This is a genomic window from Mesorhizobium sp. B2-7-3 (assembly GCF_006440715.1).
GTDB classification, from domain to species: Bacteria; Pseudomonadota; Alphaproteobacteria; order Rhizobiales; family Rhizobiaceae; genus Mesorhizobium; species Mesorhizobium australicum.
Genome location: NZ_VFTY01000012.1, coordinates 68,488 through 87,609, shown reverse-complemented (window position 1 = coordinate 87,609; position 19,122 = coordinate 68,488). Strand labels below are relative to the sequence as shown.

The 19,122-nt window shown below is 61.4% G+C and carries 16 protein-coding genes; 9 read left to right on the top strand and 7 right to left on the bottom strand.

Annotated elements, in window-relative coordinates; translation table 11 throughout:
* Positions 1–13 precede the first annotated feature (13 nt).
* Positions 14–1,903, top strand: a complete 1,890-nt coding sequence (locus FJW04_RS24515) for an MFS transporter (RefSeq protein ID WP_140717269.1) — start codon at positions 14–16, stop codon at positions 1,901–1,903.
* A gap of 75 nt (positions 1,904–1,978) precedes the next feature.
* Here the strand turns inward: FJW04_RS24515 and FJW04_RS24510 are convergent, their stop codons facing one another.
* On the bottom strand, positions 1,979–2,173 hold the full coding sequence (locus tag FJW04_RS24510) for a DUF2735 domain-containing protein (RefSeq protein WP_140717267.1): 195 nt from the start codon (positions 2,171–2,173) through the stop codon (positions 1,979–1,981).
* Between the two features lie 313 nt (positions 2,174–2,486).
* Here FJW04_RS24510 and FJW04_RS24505 point away from each other — a divergent pair, with 313 nt between their 5' ends.
* Positions 2,487–3,527, top strand: a complete 1,041-nt coding sequence (locus FJW04_RS24505) for a glutamine synthetase beta-grasp domain-containing protein (RefSeq protein WP_015317962.1) — start codon at positions 2,487–2,489, stop codon at positions 3,525–3,527.
* Between the two features lie 666 nt (positions 3,528–4,193).
* On the opposite strand, the gene glnA is transcribed toward FJW04_RS24505, so the two are convergent.
* Both glnA and FJW04_RS24495 read right to left on the bottom strand, forming a co-directional pair.
* Complete coding sequence (gene glnA / locus FJW04_RS24500) at positions 4,194–5,603, bottom strand: type I glutamate--ammonia ligase (RefSeq protein ID WP_015317961.1); 1,410 nt, start codon at positions 5,601–5,603, stop codon at positions 4,194–4,196.
* Between the two features lie 67 nt (positions 5,604–5,670).
* Positions 5,671–6,009, bottom strand: a complete 339-nt coding sequence (locus tag FJW04_RS24495; RefSeq protein ID WP_006205430.1) for a P-II family nitrogen regulator — start codon at positions 6,007–6,009, stop codon at positions 5,671–5,673.
* A gap of 357 nt (positions 6,010–6,366) precedes the next feature.
* Here FJW04_RS24495 and FJW04_RS24490 point away from each other — a divergent pair, with 357 nt between their 5' ends.
* Entirely contained in the window at positions 6,367–7,914 is a 1,548-nt protein-coding gene (locus FJW04_RS24490) for an NAD(P)H-hydrate dehydratase (protein ID WP_140717265.1), read from the top strand.
* 12 nt (positions 7,915–7,926) lie between these two features.
* Here FJW04_RS24490 and FJW04_RS24485 read toward each other — a convergent pair whose 3' ends face one another.
* Positions 7,927–9,459: an acyl-CoA carboxylase subunit beta gene (locus FJW04_RS24485; protein WP_140619559.1), complete on the bottom strand. Its 1,533-nt coding sequence runs from the start codon at positions 9,457–9,459 to the stop codon at positions 7,927–7,929.
* 409 nt (positions 9,460–9,868) lie between these two features.
* On the opposite strand from FJW04_RS24485, the gene FJW04_RS24480 reads away from it, so the two are divergent.
* Positions 9,869–11,290 (top strand): DEAD/DEAH box helicase, encoded by a 1,422-nt coding sequence (locus FJW04_RS24480; RefSeq protein WP_015317958.1) that lies wholly within the window; start codon positions 9,869–9,871, stop codon positions 11,288–11,290.
* 103 nt (positions 11,291–11,393) lie between these two features.
* On the opposite strand, the gene FJW04_RS24475 is transcribed toward FJW04_RS24480, so the two are convergent.
* Both FJW04_RS24475 and FJW04_RS24470 read right to left on the bottom strand, forming a co-directional pair.
* Positions 11,394–12,368 carry an alpha/beta fold hydrolase gene (locus tag FJW04_RS24475; RefSeq protein WP_140717263.1) on the bottom strand — a complete coding sequence of 325 codons (975 nt, stop codon included), beginning with the start codon at positions 12,366–12,368 and terminating at the stop codon, positions 11,394–11,396.
* A gap of 91 nt (positions 12,369–12,459) precedes the next feature.
* The gene (locus tag FJW04_RS24470) at positions 12,460–13,281 is read right to left on the bottom strand and encodes an SDR family oxidoreductase (RefSeq protein WP_140717261.1); all 822 of its coding nucleotides are present in this window, start codon (positions 13,279–13,281) and stop codon (positions 12,460–12,462) included.
* A gap of 224 nt (positions 13,282–13,505) precedes the next feature.
* Here FJW04_RS24470 and FJW04_RS24465 point away from each other — a divergent pair, with 224 nt between their 5' ends.
* The 5 genes from FJW04_RS24465 to FJW04_RS24445 all read left to right on the top strand — a co-directional run bounded on the left by FJW04_RS24465 (position 13,506) and on the right by FJW04_RS24445 (position 17,454).
* Positions 13,506–14,540, top strand: coding sequence for a cysteine synthase A (locus FJW04_RS24465; protein ID WP_140717259.1), 1,035 nt, complete (start codon positions 13,506–13,508; stop codon positions 14,538–14,540).
* Positions 14,540–15,283 (top strand): alanyl-tRNA editing protein, encoded by a 744-nt coding sequence (locus FJW04_RS24460; RefSeq protein WP_140717257.1) that lies wholly within the window; start codon positions 14,540–14,542, stop codon positions 15,281–15,283. The genes FJW04_RS24465 and FJW04_RS24460 overlap by 1 nt, the downstream gene beginning before the upstream one ends.
* 37 nt (positions 15,284–15,320) lie before the next feature.
* Positions 15,321–16,217 carry a 3-mercaptopyruvate sulfurtransferase gene (sseA, locus tag FJW04_RS24455; protein ID WP_140717255.1) on the top strand — a complete coding sequence of 299 codons (897 nt, stop codon included), beginning with the start codon at positions 15,321–15,323 and terminating at the stop codon, positions 16,215–16,217.
* Between the two features lie 4 nt (positions 16,218–16,221).
* Positions 16,222–16,785 carry a GNAT family N-acetyltransferase gene (locus FJW04_RS24450; protein WP_015317952.1) on the top strand — a complete coding sequence of 188 codons (564 nt, stop codon included), beginning with the start codon at positions 16,222–16,224 and terminating at the stop codon, positions 16,783–16,785.
* A gap of 201 nt (positions 16,786–16,986) precedes the next feature.
* Positions 16,987–17,454, top strand: coding sequence for a DUF1203 domain-containing protein (locus tag FJW04_RS24445; RefSeq protein WP_140664374.1), 468 nt, complete (start codon positions 16,987–16,989; stop codon positions 17,452–17,454).
* A gap of 233 nt (positions 17,455–17,687) precedes the next feature.
* Here FJW04_RS24445 and FJW04_RS24440 read toward each other — a convergent pair whose 3' ends face one another.
* A complete protein-coding gene (locus FJW04_RS24440; RefSeq protein ID WP_140717253.1) occupies positions 17,688–18,992 on the bottom strand; it encodes an outer membrane beta-barrel protein in 1,305 nt (434 codons plus the stop codon).
* Positions 18,993–19,122 lie beyond the last annotated feature (130 nt).

The window sequence follows — 19,122 nt, the reverse complement described above, 5'->3', positions numbered from 1 at the left end:
GGAGGATAGCTCTATGGCAATGGCATCGACCGCCGGCGGAACGAGCCGCGGCATGACGCGGGAGGAGAAGAAAGTCATCTTCGCTTCCTCGCTCGGCACTGTTTTCGAATGGTACGATTTCTATCTCTACGGCTCACTGGCGGCTTTCATCGGCTCGACCTTTTTCAGTCCGACCATTCCCGAGGCAACGCGCAACATCTTCGCGCTGCTGGCCTTTGCCGCAGGCTTCCTGGTTCGCCCGTTCGGCGCGCTGCTGTTCGGTCGCATCGGCGACCTCGTCGGCCGCAAATACACGTTCCTGGTCACAATGACGATCATGGGCCTGTCGACCTTCCTGGTCGGTCTGCTGCCCGGCTATGCAACCTTGGGCATCGCGGCTCCGGTGATCCTTATCGTCCTGCGCATGCTGCAGGGTTTGGCGCTGGGCGGCGAATATGGGGGCGCGGCGACCTATGTCGCCGAACATGCACCCGATGACCGCCGTGGCTTCTACACCTCGTGGATCCAGACGACCGCGACGCTCGGCCTGTTCCTGTCGCTGATCGTCATCCTGATCGTGCAGGGATCGCTGAGCAAGGAGACCTACGCCGCCTGGGGCTGGCGCATTCCGTTCATCGTCTCTTTCCTGCTGCTCGCCGTTTCGATCTGGATCCGGTTGTCACTCTCGGAGTCTCCGACCTTCCAGAAGATGAAGGACGAAGGCAAGGGCTCAAAGGCGCCGCTCTCGGAAGCCTTTGGTCAGTGGAAGAACGCCAAGATCGCGCTCCTGGCGCTGCTCGGCCTCACAGCCGGTCAGGCCGTGGTTTGGTACAACGGCCAGTTCTACGCGCTGTTCTTCCTGCAGAATGTGCTGAAGGTCGACGCGCAGTCGGTCAACATCATGATCGCCATCGCGCTGGCTATCGGCTCGATCTTCTTCGTCGTCTTCGGCTGGCTCTCCGACAAGATCGGCCGCAAGCCGATCATCATGGCTGGCCTTGCGCTGGCCATTGTCTGTACCTTCCCGCTGTTCAAGGCGTTGACCTGGGCCGCTAATCCGGCGCTCGCCAAGGCTCAGCAGAGCACTCGGGCAACGGTGACGGCAGCTCCCGGCGACTGCAAGTTCCAGTTCAATCCGGTCGGCACGGCGAAGTTCACGACGTCCTGCGACATCGCGACTTCGTTCCTGACCAAGAACTCGGTTCCCTATGAAGTGGTGTCGACGGCTGCGGCCGGGACGCCTGCGTCAGTCAAGATCGGTACAGAGACAGTGGCGTCCTACGATGCGGTCGCCGCCGGCGATCAGGCCAAGGCTAAGGACGCCGCCTTCGTCAAGGCAGTCAACATGTCCTTGCAGGACGGCGGCTATCCGTTGAAGCGAGCGGCGATCAAGGTCGCGGACCAGAAACTTGATGCCTTCATCGCAGCCAATCCTGAACTTAAGCTCGACGCAGCCGCCATCCGCGGCGGCGAAAAGGCAGCGGTGCCGACCGACCAGGCGGTTAAGGACAAGCTCTTGACCGCCGATGAGGCAGCGGGCGCACCCGAGGTCACCGTCTACAACATACCGGGCGGCGGCGCCTTTGCCATGTTCGCCGATCCGGCGGCGGTTAACTGGCCGATGACGATCGGCATCCTGTTCATCCTGGTCCTGTTCGTGACCATGGTCTATGGGCCGATCGCGGCGATCCTTGTCGAGATGTTCCCGACTCGCATTCGCTACACGGGCATGTCATTGCCCTACCACATCGGCAATGGCTGGTTCGGCGGCCTGCTGCCGGCGACGGTGTTCGCGCTCAGCGCCTACAAGGGCGACATCTACTACGGCCTTTGGTATCCGGTGGTCATCGCGGCGATGACGCTGATCATCGGCATGATCTTCGTCAAGGACACGCTCGGCACCGACCTGCACGCCAAGGAATAGTCGGTAGGCCAGAACGAAAAGCCCGGCGCGAGCGATCGCGCCGGGCTTTTTTATTCAAGATCGACGTGGAAGGGTTCAGCCCTTCCGCCGCGGGTCTTCTTCCTCGACGGCGGCCTCGTGGTACCAGCCATCGAAATCGGCGTGCTCGCCGCGAAGCGCGGCAAGCTCTGCCGCGAATTTGGCCTTGGCGCCTAAATTTAAGGCAGACCTGCGCGCTGCCAGCGGGAACATCAGGATTTTCGCCGACGGACGCGATTGCGTGACTTGCATTGCCGGTCTCCCTGCTTTTTCAGACGCTCGTTGATTCAGCTTGCATCAAAATAGGTCCTGCGATTCATTTAGGCAATATGCCTATGAAAAGATCATGACTTGCCTATGATTTAAGCAATATTGCCGCCTGGGTCATCCGCAAGCATTGCTGATGCGGCTCATTAAAATAATCGCCTGGGCACGATCATTTTGCCGCACCCTGCGAGAGCCGAGTGGCACACGAATTGCTTTTTATCCATCGGCAGGCCGGCCTGTTTCGGCCATGCATCGACATCCGCCTGCTTGCGGTGTCCAAGCAACGAGAGGCTCTAGAATGACCAAATACAAGCTCGAGTATATCTGGCTCGATGGATACACCCCGGTCCCGAATCTTCGCGGCAAGACGCAGATCAAGGAATTCGCTGAGTTCCCGACGCTCGAGCAACTGCCGCTGTGGGGTTTCGACGGATCCTCGACGCAGCAGGCCGAGGGCCACAGCTCCGATTGCGTGCTGAAGCCGGTCGCGGTCTATCCCGATCCGGCCCGCACCAACGGCGTGCTCGTCATGTGCGAAGTCATGATGCCCGACGGTGTTACGCCGCATGCATCCAACAAGCGCGCCACCATCCTCGACGACGAAGGCGCCTGGTTCGGCTTCGAGCAGGAATATTTCTTCTACAAGGACGGCCGTCCGCTCGGCTTCCCCGAGAGCGGCTATCCCGCACCACAGGGGCCGTACTATACCGGCGTCGGCTACTCGAATGTCGGCTCCGTTGCGCGCCAGATCGTCGAGGAACATCTTGATCTCTGCCTCGCGGCCGGCATCAACCATGAAGGCATCAACGCCGAAGTGGCGAAGGGGCAGTGGGAATTCCAGATATTCGGCAAGGGTTCCAAAAAGGCCGCCGACCAGATGTGGATGGCCCGCTATCTGATGCAGCGCTTGACCGAAAAGTACGGCATCGACATCGAATATCACTGCAAGCCCCTCGGCGACACCGACTGGAACGGCTCGGGCATGCATGCCAATTTCTCGACCACCTATATGCGTGAAGTCGGCGGCAAGGCCTATTTCGAAGCGCTGATGGCGGCTTTCGACAAGAACCTGATGGACCACATCGCCGTCTACGGCCCGGACAACGACAAACGTCTGACCGGCAAGCACGAGACCGCGCCGTGGAACAGGTTCAGCTATGGCATCGCCGATCGCGGCGCCTCGATCCGCGTCCCGCATTCGTTCGTCAAGAACGATTACAAGGGCTATCTGGAAGACCGCCGTCCGAACTCGCAGGGCGACCCCTACCAGATCGCCTCGCAGATCCTGAAGACGATCGCTTCGGTGCCGGCGAGCGCAGAGATTTCGGCCGCCGCCTGATCCGTTTTATGGCGCGCTTCAATGCGCGGCAGATGGATGTTCTTGCAATACAGGCCTGGGCGGAAGCGCCCGGGCCTTTCTTTTTACCGACCCGACATGACGCCACGCGCGGTCAGCGTCGTCACCGACTGCCCCGGAGCGGCGAATTCCCCCAAAAAAAGTCAGGTTGAAAAACAACGAGCGGTTTCACCGAAACGAGCGGCTTTGGCTGACGCTCCTTGCCGCTACTCGTCTCGTGCGGTTCCAAGTTTTCATTGAAAAAGCCCGGAAAACAGCCTGTTTCAGCTCGGTTCGTACGCGGCGGTCCTTTATATAAGCCACTGTTCATACATTGAAATCGGCGATTTATGCCTCCGTGTGGCGGCGTTGACAGGCTACGCCGCGGCATGCGTATTCGTGGCCTTGGGGTTACGCCAAGCGATGCTGTTCGAACGGGGCGGGGGTTTCGTGAACGACGGCATTGGCGGGGGCGCCGGACGAGCGGGCATTGCAGCCTGAGGCAGTGTGCCGCTCGCTCCTGGCGATTGATTGCGTCCCCCAAAAAAGCAAGTTGACCATCGTTGCGTGGCTGGCCGCACGCAATCCATCGATGAGCCTTTGGATCAGCAAAAAGCCCTTGAAGGGGGAAAACCTTCAAGGGCCTTGAAACATTATTCGAGCGGAATCCTAGACCGAATAGTACATGTCGTACTCGACCGGATGCGGGGTCATTTCGAAGCGCATCACTTCGGCCATCTTGAGCTCGATATAGCTATCGATCTGGTCGTCGTCGAAGACGCCGCCGGCCTTCAGGAAGCCGCGGTCCTTGTCGAGGCTCTGGAGCGCTTCGCGCAGCGAACCGCAGACGGTCGGGATCTTCTTCAGTTCCTTCGGCGGCAGGTCGTAGAGATCCTTGTCCATCGGCTGTCCCGGATGGATCTTGTTCTTGATGCCGTCGAGACCTGCCATCAGCATGGCGGCGAAAGCGAGGTAGGGGTTCGCGCCCGGATCGGGGAAGCGGACTTCGACGCGCTTGGCCTTTGGTGAGCTGCCGAACGGGATGCGGCAGGAAGCCGAACGGTTGCGCGCCGAATAGGCGAGCAGCACCGGCGCCTCGTAGCCCGGCACCAGGCGCTTGTAGGAGTTGGTCAGCGGGTTGGTGAAGGCGTTGATCGCCTTGGCATGCTTGATGATGCCGCCGATGTAGAACAGGCAGCTCTCCGAAAGACCGGCATATTCATTGCCGGCGAAAGTCGGCTTGCCGCCTTTCCAGATCGACTGGTGAACGTGCATGCCCGAGCCGTTATCGCCGAAGATCGGCTTCGGCATGAAGGTGGCCGTCTTGCCATAGGCATTGGCGACCTGGTGCACGACGTACTTGTAGATCAGCATCTTGTCGGCGTTGCGGACAAGCGTGTCGAACTTGATGCCGAGCTCGTGCTGGGCGGCTGCCACCTCGTGGTGGTGCTTTTCGACGCGCACGCCCATTTCGGCGAGTACGGTCAGCATTTCGGAGCGCATGTCCTGCGCCGAATCGATCGGCGGCACCGGGAAATAGCCGCCCTTGATGCGCGGGCGGTGGCCGAGGTTGCCGGTCTCGTAATCGGTGTCGTCGTTCGACGGCAGTTCCGTCGAATCGAGCTTGAAGCCGGTGTTATAGGGATCGGCCTTGTATTTCACGTCGTCGAATACGAAGAACTCGGCTTCCGGGCCGACATAGATGGTGTCGCCGATGCCTTCCGACTTCATGTAGGCCTCGGCCTTTTTGGCGGTACCGCGCGGGTCGCGGTTGTAGGATTCGCCCGAGACCGGATCGAGAATGTCGCACAGGATGACCATGGTCGACTGCGCGAAGAACGGGTCCATGTGGACGGTGTCCGGATCGGGCATCAGCACCATGTCGGACTCGTTGATGGCCTTCCAGCCGGCGATCGAGGAGCCGTCGAACATGACACCGTCGGCGAACATGTCTTCCTCGACCTCGACGACATCCATGGTGACGTGCTGCAGCTTGCCCTTCGGGTCGGTGAAGCGCAGGTCGACGAATTTCACGTCGTTGTCCTTGATCTGCTTCATGATGTCTTTGGCTGTCGTCATGTCATGTAATCCCTGTGTGCTGACGTTTTTTGATGGATGACGTTTCTTAGAGGATGACCGGTTCGGATCAAACCGCGTCCATTCCGGTTTCGCCGGTGCGGATGCGCACCACTTCCTCGATGTTGGAGACGAAGATCTTGCCGTCGCCGATCCGGCCGGTCTGGGCCGCCTTGCGGATAGCCTCGATCGCGCCTTCCACGGCATCGTCGCCGAGCACGACCTCGATTTTCACCTTGGGCAGGAAGTCGACGACATATTCGGCGCCGCGGTAGAGCTCGGTATGACCCTTCTGGCGGCCGAAGCCTTTGGCCTCGGTCACCGTAATGCCTTGCAGTCCGGCCTCCTGAAGCGCTTCCTTCACTTCGTCCAGCTTGAATGGCTTGATGATCGCTTCGATCTTTTTCATGTAAAAAGTGGCCTCCACTGCCAAAAAAACGGGTTGTGAGCCCCCGCTTGCGCCTCAATCAAGCACGAACTGTGCCAGTCGGAGGGAACAGAAGCGGTGTCATACGATTTCCAAGTCATGTCACCCCCATATGCAAGTTCGCGTCATTCGCTGCATCGGAAGCGGCATAGATGGCTGCAGCCTACCCGGCACGACTGTGCATGTCTGCCCAATATTCGGGCAAATTGCTCATCCTGCGGGCAGATCGGTGCCTGCAATCCTCGCGCCGATCGACGTGCTCATGACAGCGCCAACTCCTCCCCGTTTGCGTCGAGCCGAAAACTGGACAATGCTTGATCGAATGCGGATCGGCAATCCATGAGCCACGAACTTCTTACCTCCGCCGAGATGGGCGAGGCGGATCGGCTGACAATTGCAGCAGGTCCAACCGACGGCGTTGGATTGATGCGCCGTGCCGGGCAGGCCGTCGCGACCGAAGTGCTCAGCCGCTATCCCTCGGCAGCGCATGTCCATGTGTTATGCGGCCCGGGCAACAATGGCGGCGACGGTTATGTCGTCGCTCGCATTCTGGCCGGCAGCGGTGTCGACACCACGGTCTGGACGTCTGGCCCGCCGAGGCCGGGTAGCGACGCGGCAGTCGCCGCCGCGGAATGCCCCATCAAGCCCCGACCGCTATCGGACTTTGATCCCGGTCCCCGCTCGATCGTGGTCGATGCGCTTTATGGGGCAGGGCTGTCCAAGCCGCTGTCCGGCGACGCCGCCAGGGCGGTCGATCTGGCCGCCAAGCTGCATTTGCGGGTTGTCGCCGTCGACCTGCCTTCCGGCATTTCCGGTGACAGCGGCAAAGTGCTCGGAACGTCGTTTTCAGCAGACCTCACAGTGACCTTCGCGCGCAAGAAACCCGGCCATCTGCTGCTGCCGGGCCGGGAAAGATGCGGCGAGATCGTGCTTGCCGATATCGGCATAGTGGCGGAGATCATCGCAAGGCTGCAGCCCCGCACGTTCGAGAACGGACCAGCGCTTTGGTTGCGCGATTTACCGGTGCCGGCAATCGATGCCCACAAATACAAGCGCGGTCATGTCGGCGTCTTTTCCGGCGGGCCGAGCGCCACCGGCGCGGCGCGGCTCTCAGCCCTTGCCGCTGCCCGAAGCGGGGCAGGGGCGGTGACGGTTCTGTCGCCGGGCAACGCCATGCAGGTCAATGCCGCGCACCTGACCTCGATCATGCTGCGCAAGGCCGACGAAGCTGCCGACATAGAAGCATTCGCCGGGGAGCGCCGGCCATCGGCCTTCGTTCTCGGGCCCGGCTTTGGCATCGGCGAAAAAACCCGGGCGTTCGCACTTGCGCTACTCGCGTCGGGCAAGCCGGCCGCGTCCACCGGAATTGACGGCCTGGTCTTCGACGCCGACGCGATCACCTCGTTTCGTGAGGCGCCGGATGTCTTGTTCGAAGCCGCCCGCAGGCCGGACGCGCCCGCGCTGGTGATGACACCGCACGAAGGCGAATTCGCCAGGCTGTTCGCGGATATCGCCGATGACAATGTCTCGTCCAAGCTGGACAAGGCACGCGCGGCGGCAGCGCGCGCCAATGCCGTCATCGTCTACAAGGGCGCCGACACGGTGGTCGCCGCTCCCGATGGCAGGGCGGCGATCAATTCCAACGGCGCGGCCTGGCTTGCCACCGCAGGATCGGGCGATGTGTTGTCCGGCATCACGGCCGGACTGCTTGCCCAAGGCATGCCGGCTTTCGAAGCGGCCTGCGCGGCGGTCTGGATCCATGCCGAGACCGGCAGAAGGTTCGGACCGGGGTTGATCGCCGAGGATTTGCCGCTGGCGATGGTGCCGGTGCTGCGCGAACTGGTGGCTGCCGGAAGAGGGCGCTGTTCAACCGCACTTGAGCGATGACCCCGACACCGTTCACAGCGGGATGTTGTCGTGCTTCTTCCAGGGGTTCTGCATATCCTTGTTGCGCAGCATGCGAAGCGCCCGGGCCATGCGGCGGCGGGTCGAATGCGGCATGATCACCTCGTCGACATAGCCGCGCTCGGCGGCCACGAAAGGCGACAGGAAGCGGTCCTCGTAAGCCTTTGTATGAGCCGCGATCTTTTCGGCATCGCCGATGTCCTTGCGGTAGATGATCTCGACCGCGCCTCTCGCCCCCATGACGGCGATCTGCGCCGTCGGCCAGGCATAGTTCATGTCGCCGCGCAGATGTTTTGACGCCATCACATCATAGGCACCGCCATAGGCCTTGCGGGTGATCACGGTGATCTTCGGCACGGTCGCCTCGGCATAGGCGAAAAGCAGCTTGGCGCCGTGCTTGATCAGCCCGCCATATTCCTGCGCCGTGCCCGGCAAAAAGCCTGGAACATCGACAAAGGTAACGATGGGAATAGAAAAACAGTCGCAGAAGCGCACGAAGCGCGCCGCCTTGCGGCTGGCGTCGGAATCGAGCACGCCGGCCAGCACCATCGGCTGGTTGGCGACAAAGCCAACGGTACGGCCTTCGACCCGGCCGAAACCGGTGACGATGTTCTTGGCAAAACTCTGCTGGATCTCGAAGAAGTCACCTTCGTCGGCGACCTTCAGGATCAATTCCTTGATGTCGTAAGGCTTGTTGGCGTTGTCGGGGATCAGCCGGTCGAGCGACATGTCATGGTCGGTGACCGACTGGAAGCATTCGATCTCGGGGATCTCCGACGTGTTGGAAGCTGGCAACAGGTCGATCAGCCGCCGCATCTGCAGGAGCGCCTCGACGTCATTGTCATAGGCGCCGTCGGCGATCGAGGACTTCGTCGTGTGCACCGACGCGCCGCCGAGGCTCTCGGCGGTCACCGTCTCATTGGTTACGGTCTTCACCACGTCCGGTCCGGTGACGAACATGTAGGAGGTGTCGCGCACCATGAAGATGAAGTCGGTCATGGCGGGCGAATAGACGTCACCGCCGGCGCATGGGCCCATGATGACCGAAATCTGCGGAATGACGCCGGACGCAAGCACGTTGCGCTGAAAGATCTCGGCATAGCCGCCGAGGGCTGCCACGCCCTCCTGGATACGCGCCCCGCCGGCATCGTAGAGGCCGATGATTGGCGCACGGTTGCGCAGCGCCATCTCCTGCACCTTGATGACCTTCTCGGCATGGGCTTCCGACAGCGAACCGCCGAACACGGTGAAATCCTTGGCGAAGAGGTAAACGGGACGGCCATTGACCGTGCCCCAGCCGGTGACGACGCCATCGCCGGCGATCTTTGTCTTCTCCATGCCGAAATCGGTCGAGCGGTGCTCGACATACATGTCGAATTCCTCGAACGAGCCTTCGTCGAGAAACACTTCGATGCGTTCGCGCGCGGTGAGCTTGCCCTTCTTGTGCTGCGCATCGATACGGGCCTGGCCACCACCCATGCGGGCGATGTCGCGCCGCCGCTCGAGTTCCTTCAGCACGTCCTTCATCGTTCGATCCCCAAAATCGGAAGCTGCGTTTGTGGTAATGATGCCGGTCGGGGAGTGCAAGCGTCGGCTTTTTGGCTGGTTTTTGCTGCACCGCAACATCGCGCCCCTTGCATTCCGGGGCGAACTCAGCCATATGCAGCCCATAGGCGCTTGGGCCGGGAGATTCCGGCCTTCTCGACAAATGAGACTGGTTGCGTCTGTTTTCCCTCTTTCCGGTATATCGGCCCTCTTCCGGTACATCACAAAGTGGCGAAAAAGCCCCGTGGCATGATGCCTGCGGGCACGACAGCGCAGCCGAGTGGACGCACGCGTCCGCCCGCCTTGTCGTTTCATATAAAATTTTCGACGGCAGGTTGCGCCCTGCCGCCATTGACGTTTGCGGCCAGAGGCCGCGTGAAAGAAGATTATTTTGACCAACGAAAACACATTGCCCGGCAACGACACCGCGGAACTCTCCGGTTTCGCGGCGCTGGGAATTACCGGTGCGCTGCTCAAGGCCACCCACAATGCCGGCTTCGCCGAACCGAAGCCGATCCAGATGCAGGCGATCCCGCCGCAGCTGGAAGGCCGTGACATTTTCGGCATCGCCCAGACCGGCTCCGGCAAGACCGCTGCCTTCGCGCTGCCGATCCTGTCGAAGATCATCGCACTCGGCACCAAGCGGCGCGCCAAGACGACCCGCGCGCTCATCCTGGCGCCGACCCGCGAACTCGCGGTGCAAATCGAGGACACCATCAAGATCCTCGCCAAGGGCGCGCATGTCTCGACGGCACTCGTGCTGGGCGGTGTCTCGCGCTTCAGCCAGGTGAAGAAGGTTGCTCCCGGCGTCGATATCCTCATCGCCACGCCCGGCCGGTTGACCGACCTGGTGCGCGAGGGCGACCTCATCCTCTCCGACACCAAATGGCTGGTGCTGGACGAGGGCGACCGCATGCTCGACATGGGCTTCATCAACGACGTCAAGCGCATCGCCAAGGCGACCGCGCCCGATCGTCAGACGGCGCTGTTCTCGGCCACCATGCCGGACGAGATCGCCGAACTCGCCAAGGGCCTCCTGAAGAACCCGGTCCGCATCGAGGTCTCGCCGCAAAGCACCGCGGCGGCCGAGATCGTGCAGGGCGTCGTCTTCGCCCGCACCAAGCAGAAGCGCCAGGTGCTGTCGACGATGCTCGCCGACGAAGCGATGAAGTCCGTCATCATCTTCTCGCGCACCAAGCATGGCGCGGACCGGGTGACCAAGGACCTGGAACGCGACGGCTTCAAGGCCGCCGTCATTCATGGCAACAAGTCGCAGAATGCCCGTCAGAAGGCACTGAATGATTTCCGTGATGGATCGGTGCGCATTCTGGTCGCGACCGACATCGCCGCGCGCGGCATCGACGTGCCCGGCATCAGCCATGTCGTGAATTTCGACCTGCCGGACGAAGCCGAAAGCTATGTCCACCGTATCGGCCGCACCGGCCGCAACGGTATGGATGGCATCGCCATCACGCTCTGCGATCCTTCGGAGAACAGCAAGCTGCGTCAGGTCGAGCGCATCATCCGCACCAAGCTGCCCATCGTTGCCGACCATCTCGGCAGCCCCGATCCCGCACGCAATCCTGCGGAAAAGAACGAGCGCTTCGAACCTGCCAACGATCGCGACCGCAATGGCCGTCGCGACGGCAGGCGGCCGGGCGGCGAGAAGAAGCCGAACAACGGCTTCGGCAAGAAGCGTTTCGGCGACAAGCCGGCCTTTGCCGGTGAGCGCAAGCCGGAAGGTGCAAAACCCTTCAAGGGCAACAACAAGCGCCGCTTCGGCGGCAAGCGTCCGGCCGCACGGGCTGCCTAACGAAACCTCGCGGCAACCGGCCAGTTCCTAACGGTTGCCTGGTGCCGACTACGAATGAAACGGCGGCTGAACATTGCTTCAGCCGCCGTTTTGTCTTCCAACCTCACTTCGCCACCGCTTCGATCCAGACGGCAATCCGTTGCGCCAGGAATGCGGTGGTGGATGGCGATAGCGCGTCGCCGGCAATGACATGGTTGTCTGGATCGCCAGTGCTTTCGATGGGCACCAGCTCATGCGCGGCACCCCAGCGCGCGGCGATCTCACGCGTGCGGTCGGGTCGCACGACCTTGTCTATATCCGAGAAGATGAACAGGGCGGGAATGGTCGCCTTCTCCACCGGCGCGCCATAGGCAAGGTCGGTCAGCGCCTGCATCGGCATCGTCGCGGCGATCGGATATCTGGTGGTCCAGAATTTCTCATGCAGCGCGTTGCGCGGCGCGAAGCTGCGTTCCTTGCCGGCGACGAGTTCCGCGATCTGCTTGCCCCAGGGCATGGTCAGGATCTCGGCGCCGGATGCTTTCACGCCGAAATTGGGCGAGATGAATGCAATGGCCGCCACACCCTCGGACGCCCCGGGCTGCGTCGCCGCCCAGGCCGCCAGCGCGCCGCCGGTCGACGTCGAGATGACGATCACCTTGTCGCCGATTGCCCGGCCGATGGCGAGCGCCTCCTCATAGTCGTTGATCCAGGCGTTGACGCTGCCTTGCGTCATCGCCGCGCCGTCCTGCCCGTGGCCGGTGAGGCGGGTGTAGAACAGGTTGGCGTCGAGCTGGTCGGCCACGTCGTCGGGCAAGGGTCGGCTCTCGCCCTTCGATGCGGAAAAGCCGTGGATGTAGACGATCGACAGCGGTGTCTTTGCGTGCACCATTGGGTTGGCCCAGACGATCTCCTTCTCCAGCCCGTCGCGGATACCGGGTACGGCAGCCTCCACTTTTGCCACATAGGCCTGTGGGTCGTCGCCGATGGCGGAAGGATCGAAATGGATCGTGGTGTCGACGGGTACGCGTGGACCCAGTAGGAAGGTCAGTGCAAGGACGGCGATCAGGCCCAGCACAGCAAGCACGATCCGTCGCCCCATCGCAGACTCCACGCAACAACATTCAAACTATGGTGGTGGCCATGAACAGGCAACGGCCGTTCAGGCGGCCAAGCCACCAATCCTGTGGGCATTATTTGTTGGGCGGTTTGCGCTCATAATGCAGCGGGCGCGCTTTCCAGCTGGTCGTCAGGCTGATCACCCATCGGCATAGCGGCCTTGGCAGCATGCCGAGAATTTTCAACGGCCAGCTCGTTCTGTACGGGAACGTCACTTCGAAGCCGCCGGATTTGATTCCCCGCACCATGCGGCGCGTCGCGCGGCCGACCGGCATCAGGCCAGGCATCGGCAGCATGTTCTTTTCGGTCAATGGCGTGTCGACAAAGCCGGGGTTAATCACCTGGACGCGGATGTTCATCTTGTCGAAATCATATTTCAGCGACTCGGCCAGGATGTTGATAGCCGCCTTGGTACCGCCATAGGCCGCCGTGGTCGGCCAGCCGAAATAGGCAGTCACCGAGCCGACCAGAACGACATGCCCACGCGCGCGCACCCGCATATGCTCGACGACAGGCACCAGCCCATTGATGATGCCGAAATAGTTGACTTCGAAGGAGCGGCGGAAATCCTTGACGACGAGGGACTCTCCGGGTGTCGAGATGTAATTTCCGGCATTGAAGATGGCGAGCACGATCGGCCCGAGGTCGTTCTCGATCGCCGCCACCGTTCTTGCCATGCGCGGCTCGTCGGTGACGTCGCAGGGAAAGGACACGACCTTGCCCGGCATCTGCGCGGTCTCGACGATGAGCGTGTCGATCGGATCGTTGTCCAGCGCTGTCACAGCCACCGCATAGCCTTGTGACGCCAGATCCCTGGCCAGCGAGCGGCCAATGCCGCTGCTGCCGCCGGTGACCCAGGCTACGCCGTGTTTCGGATCGGCCCGATAGAGTGTCATGCTGCGCCCTGCCGAGTTGTTATGTCTTGCTCTAGCGGTGGAGAAATCGAATGAAAAGAGTGCTTCTCGACGCCGGGTGCAAATGAACTGTCCGGTGTCCACCGGTCCCCGGCGACATCCATACACCGCAGCGCCGGAAATGCGACTGGACCAGACGAATTCTTGCCTTGAAACCGAAGCGTTGGGTTTCTAGGGTTTCGGCGCACGCATACAAGGAATCCCGAATGCCCCGTTCAGTGATCGACGCGATCGGCAACACGCCCCTGATCCGCCTCAACAAGGCTTCCGAAGAAACCGGCTGCGAGATCCTGGGCAAGGCCGAGTTCATGAATCCGGGGCAGTCGGTTAAGGATCGCGCCGGCCTGTTCATCATCCGTGATGCCGAACAACGCGGCCTGTTGCAGCCGGGCGGTGTCATCGTCGAGGGAACCGCCGGCAACACCGGCATCGGGCTGACGCTCGTCGCCAAGGCGCTGGGCTATCGCACCGTCATCGTCATTCCGGATACGCAGAGCCAGGAAAAGAAGGACACGATCAGGCTGCTCGGCGCCGAGCTGATCGAAGTGCCGGCCGTGCCTTACAGGAATCCCAACAACTACGTGAAACTGTCGGGACGGCTGGCGGAGCAGATGGCCAGGAGCGAACCGAACGGCGCGATCTGGGCCAACCAGTTCGACAATGTCGCCAACCGCGATGGCCATATCCGCACCACGGCCGAGGAAATCTGGGCCCAGACCGGCGGCAAGGTCGACGGTTTTGTCTCGGCGGTGGGGTCGGGCGGAACGCTGGCCGGTGTCGGGCTCGGATTGAAGGCCAAGAGCAAGAACGTCAAGATCGCGCTCGCCGACCCTCTCGGCGCCGCGCTCTACAGTTTCTACACCAGCGGCGAGCTGAAGTCAGAAGGCAGTTCGATTACCGAAGGCATCGGGCAGGGGCGCATCACCGCCAACCTCGAAGGCTTCACGCCTGACTTCTCCTACCAGATCAGGGATGAGGACGCGCTGCCGATCGTCTTTGACCTGATCCAGGAGGAAGGCCTGTGCGTCGGCGGCTCGACCGGCATCAACATCGCCGGCGCGATGCGGCTGGCTGCGGAATTGGGTCCGGGCCACACCATCGTGACGATCCTTTGCGACTACGGGACGCGCTACCAGTCGAAGCTATTCAACCCCGAATTCCTGCGCGAAAAGCAACTGCCGGTACCAGGCTGGATGGAATTGCAGAGCAAGATTTCAGTGCCCTTCGAGAAGGTCACGTGATGGCGCACCGGACCGAAGCGCTGTTTCGCGACGACGCCTATCTCCGCACGGCGGATGCCACGGTCGTCGCCATCAATGAGCGCGGCGGCATCATCCTCGACCGGACGATCTTCTATGCCACTTCCGGCGGCCAGCCGGGCGATAGCGGCACGTTGGAGCGTGCCGACGGCAGCCGCGTCGCAATTGCCGCCACGATCACTGGCGAGACCAAGGACGAGATCATCCATGTGCCGTCACCGGAGCAGGCCTTGCCGGAGGTGGGCGAGACGGTGAAGCTCGCCATCGACTGGGAGCGCCGGCATCTGCTGATGCGCATGCACGCGGCTTGCCACCTGCTCACCGTTGTCTGCCCGTTCCCGATCACCGGGGCGGCGGTTTCCGAGGACGACAGCCGTGTCGATTTTGACATTCCAGACGCCAGCTTCACCAAGGAAGAGGTGACCGCCGGCATGATGGATCTGGTGCGGGCCGATCATCCCATCTTCACCAAGCTGATCAGCGACGAGGAATTGGCCGCGAATCCTGGCTTGGTGAAGTCCAAGAACGTCCGACCGCCTGTTGGCACCGGCAAGATCCGTCTGGTCTGCATCGGTGACAATGCCTCGGTGGACAGCCAGCCCTGCGGCGGCACCCATGTGAGGAGCACCGGCGAAATCGGCGAAATCCACATCGGCAAGATCGAAAAGAAGGGCCGGGAGAACAGGCGCTTCCGCATCCGCTTCGGCCCGATGCCGGCGAACTGAACAGACAGACACCATCAAAAGGCGGCAGGAGAAAAGAATGACCGAAGACAGTCCTTTTACCGTCGATGCGGACTGGCTGCAGGAACGCCTCGGCCAGCCGGGCCTGACGATCATTGACGCCTCCTGGTATCTGCCTGCACAAAAGCGCGACGCGCGCGCCGAGTATGATGCGGCTCACATTCCTGGCGCCCGTTTCCTGGACCAGGACGCGGTTTCGGATCCTGACGCTGCCTTGCCGCATACACTGCCACCCCCGCAGCATTTCGCCCAATATGTCGGCGCGATGGGCGTTTCGGCCGATGACACCATCGTCGTCTATGATGGCCCGGGCTTTTTCTCCGCACCGCGGGCATGGTGGATGTTCCGGATCATGGGTGTCTTCCAGACCTATATTCTGGACGGCGGCTTTGATGGCTGGAAGGCGACCGGCCGGCCGGTAACGGCCGAGCCGACGAAGATCGCGCCAAGCGTCTTTCATGCCGATTTCGACGCCGGTCGCGTCGTCGGTCTGGCCGATATGCGCCGGATTGTCGATACAAAGACAGCACAGATCGCCGATGCCCGTGGGCCGGGCCGCTTCACCGGTAGCGAACCCGAGCCCCGCGCTGGCATCCGCTCCGGCCACATGCCGGGCGCGCGCAATGTGCCGTACTCCGCACTGTCGGAAAACGGCAGGCTGCTGCCGAAGGACCGTTTGCGCAAGGTGATAGAGGACGCCGGTATCGACCTATCCAAACCCGTGGTCACATCCTGCGGCTCCGGCGTCACCGCCGCGGTGGTCACGCTGGCGCTGGAGACGCTTGGCCATACCGACAACAGGCTTTATGACGGCTCATGGACCGAGTGGGGCGGATTGTCCGATACACCAGTCGTGACCGGCCCAGCGACCACCGGCCCTGCAACGACCGGCCCAGCAACGACCGGCAAGGAATGAATTGATGGAAAACGGCGTGCTGCAGGACATTGAGGTCACGGTGACTTTTCTCGAAATGCATGCCCCACCGCCCGTCTCGCCACCGGTACCCTACAACCGCCAGGTCGCGCTGCTGAAAACCAGGGACATTCCCTTGCACTTCTATCGCTACCTGATGGACCGGGTGGGACGCAAATGGCACTGGGTGAATGTTCTGAGGCTGAATGACGATGAGCTGTCAGCCGGAATCCACCGTGAGGATCGCGACATCAGGGTGCTCTATCTCGACGGTGCGCCGGCCGGCTTCTTCGATCTCAAGCCGCATCTGCCCGAGGAAGTCGAACTCGCCTATTTCGGCATGATGGAACATGCCACCGGTCAAGGCATCGGTCGCTGGTTCCTTGGTTCGGCGATTGCCGCAGCATGGTCGTATGGGCCGAAAAGGGTGACGGTGCAGACCTGCACGCTCGACCACCCGGCCGCGCTACCGCTCTACCAGAAGCTCGGTTTCAAGCCGGTGGCGCAGAAGAAGGAAGTCGTGCATCCCCTGCCTTTCGCCGAGCGCTCGGCCAGCGTCATGCGGCCGTAAGTTCAGCCGGAATCCGCCGCCGCTTCGATGATTCATCAAGGGATTGTCGAACTGATTAGCCGATTAACGATTTCGGTGGCCCTCCCGAAGCTCGAAGGGAGGATCCGACATCGGATCGGCTCATGCACGCTTGGCAGGAATCGGGTGGGAAGCACGGCGGCGAGCGCATAGTTTCCGGTCGCCAGTACCGGAGATCTTACGATGACCATCCAATTCACAGCTCTGCCGACCGAAAATGTCAGGGCGCTGCAGCGCGGCGGCCCCGATGCCTATGGCCGTACGCCCGAGCGGAAAATCTCTGACGGCGACGGGATGCCTTGCCGTCATTGTCTCAGGAATATCGCCGCCGGCGATGTCTATCTCATCCTCGCCTACCGGCCATTTCCAGACCCTCAGCCCTATGCAGAAACCGGGCCGATCTTCCTGCATGCCCAGGAATGCGAGCGTGCCGTCGGGACAAGGGAGCCGCCGGAGATCCTCGACAGCCCGGACTATATCGTGCGCGGCTATGGCGGCGATGATCGCATCGTCTACGGCAGCGGTGGCATTATCCCGACCGGAGCAATTGCCGCACGAGCCGAGACTTTGTTGGAGCGTGAGGACATTGCCTATGTGCATGTCCGCTCGGCGCGCAACAATTGCTATCAGTGCCGCATCGAGCGCGCATAAGATCAAGGGATTGGCGGCAGAAAGTCTCTGTCGCACTGCTGTCGCATAGACGCGCTAGAAAGCCAGTGTCGATCGATTGGCCGCACCGCGGATGAACCGGCGGCAATCTTGATATCGAGGAAGCGGGGCTTTGGCTCCGCTTTTTTGTTGCCCGCGTTCGGCCCTAACGTCTTTCGCCGCAAAAAAGCCCGCCGGCATGGCCGACGGGCTTCGACTGTTTGCCTGGAGGGGGCTTAGTTGAACTTGTACTTCGCGCCGATACGCACGGTATGGAAGGAAGCCTTGGAAGTGATGGAGTCGTCGGGGAGGCCGAGATCCGACGAGAAATCCTTCTTGGCAAACTGCGAATAGCGGTATTCCAGACCGAGCGTGACGTTGCTCGACACTGCCGTTTCCAGGCCACCACCGACTGAGAAGCCGCTGGAACCCCAGTCGATGATATCACCGACCGGATCGGAAGCGTTCAGATCGAAACGCTGCCAGCTATAGCCAGCCAGTGCATAGGCAAGGGTCGATTCGTTCATCTTCATGCCGACGCGGCCCAGCACATCGAAGCCGTAGTCCGTATCCAGATTGATCGAGCCGCCTGGGATGTCGAGCTGGCTGGTCATGCCCGAATAACGAGCATCGACCATGACACCCGCAACCCAGCTGCCGAAGTCATGATCATAGCCGACGTTCAACTCGCCAAGCACGCCTTCACCACCAAGGCCGTTGAACTTGGCACCGAGAAGCGGCGGGATTTCGAGCTGGTGCACCGATGCGCCGGCGCCCAAGCCACCACCGATATAGAAGCCGGTCCAGTTGTAGGCGGGTGTTTCAAACGAAGCGGCGGCTCCGTTCTGCGCACCGAAGCGATAGCTGGCGGCAACCTGGAATGTGTGACGCGACGTGTCGAGATTGAGTGCGCCGTCCGGCGAAGGAATGCCAGCTTCGGAAAGGAGATCGTCCTTGGTGCCGAAGCGGGTGTAGCGGTATTCTGTTTTGATCGTCCAGTTGCTGTTGATCGCGGTTTCGAGACCACCGCCGACGAAATATCCGCTCTGGTCCCAATCGAAGCCGAAACCGGCATTGGTATCGAGCTTGTACTTCTGCCAGGAATAGCCGCCCATGACGTAGCCCAGCGTAGTCGGCGTGATCAGGTAACCAGCACGCAAACCGGCATCGAAGCCGTATGTCTCCTGAATAGACGCGTCGAAAGGGCCGACATCCAGCGACGTTTCAATGTTGCCAACATGGACATCGACAAGCCCACCCAGAAGGAAGCGGGGCGACACCATATAGTCGTAACCAGCGGTAAGTTCGCCGTAGACCCCTTCACCGCCGATGCCATCCAAAGACAGACCGGGGATGAAATCGCTGCTGAGCTTGTGCGAGTTGGCTCCGGCGCCGATACCGAAGCCAACATAAACGCCACTCCAGTTAAAACCGGATGCCTCGACCGGTTGCACAACATCAGCGGCATGCGCGACTGACATAATTGCCACCGCCGATACTGCACTAAGAAGAATAGATTTCGCTGAAACGCGAAGAAACATAGCCCGTACCCCTAATCAATAAGCCCAAGATGTTCCTAGCAGGGAGTCGGCCAAGACGGGTATGACAAAAATGCAACAATAGGGGGTAAAGTGCCCTTACGGCACACGCTTCGATGGTCCTCTGGGAAGC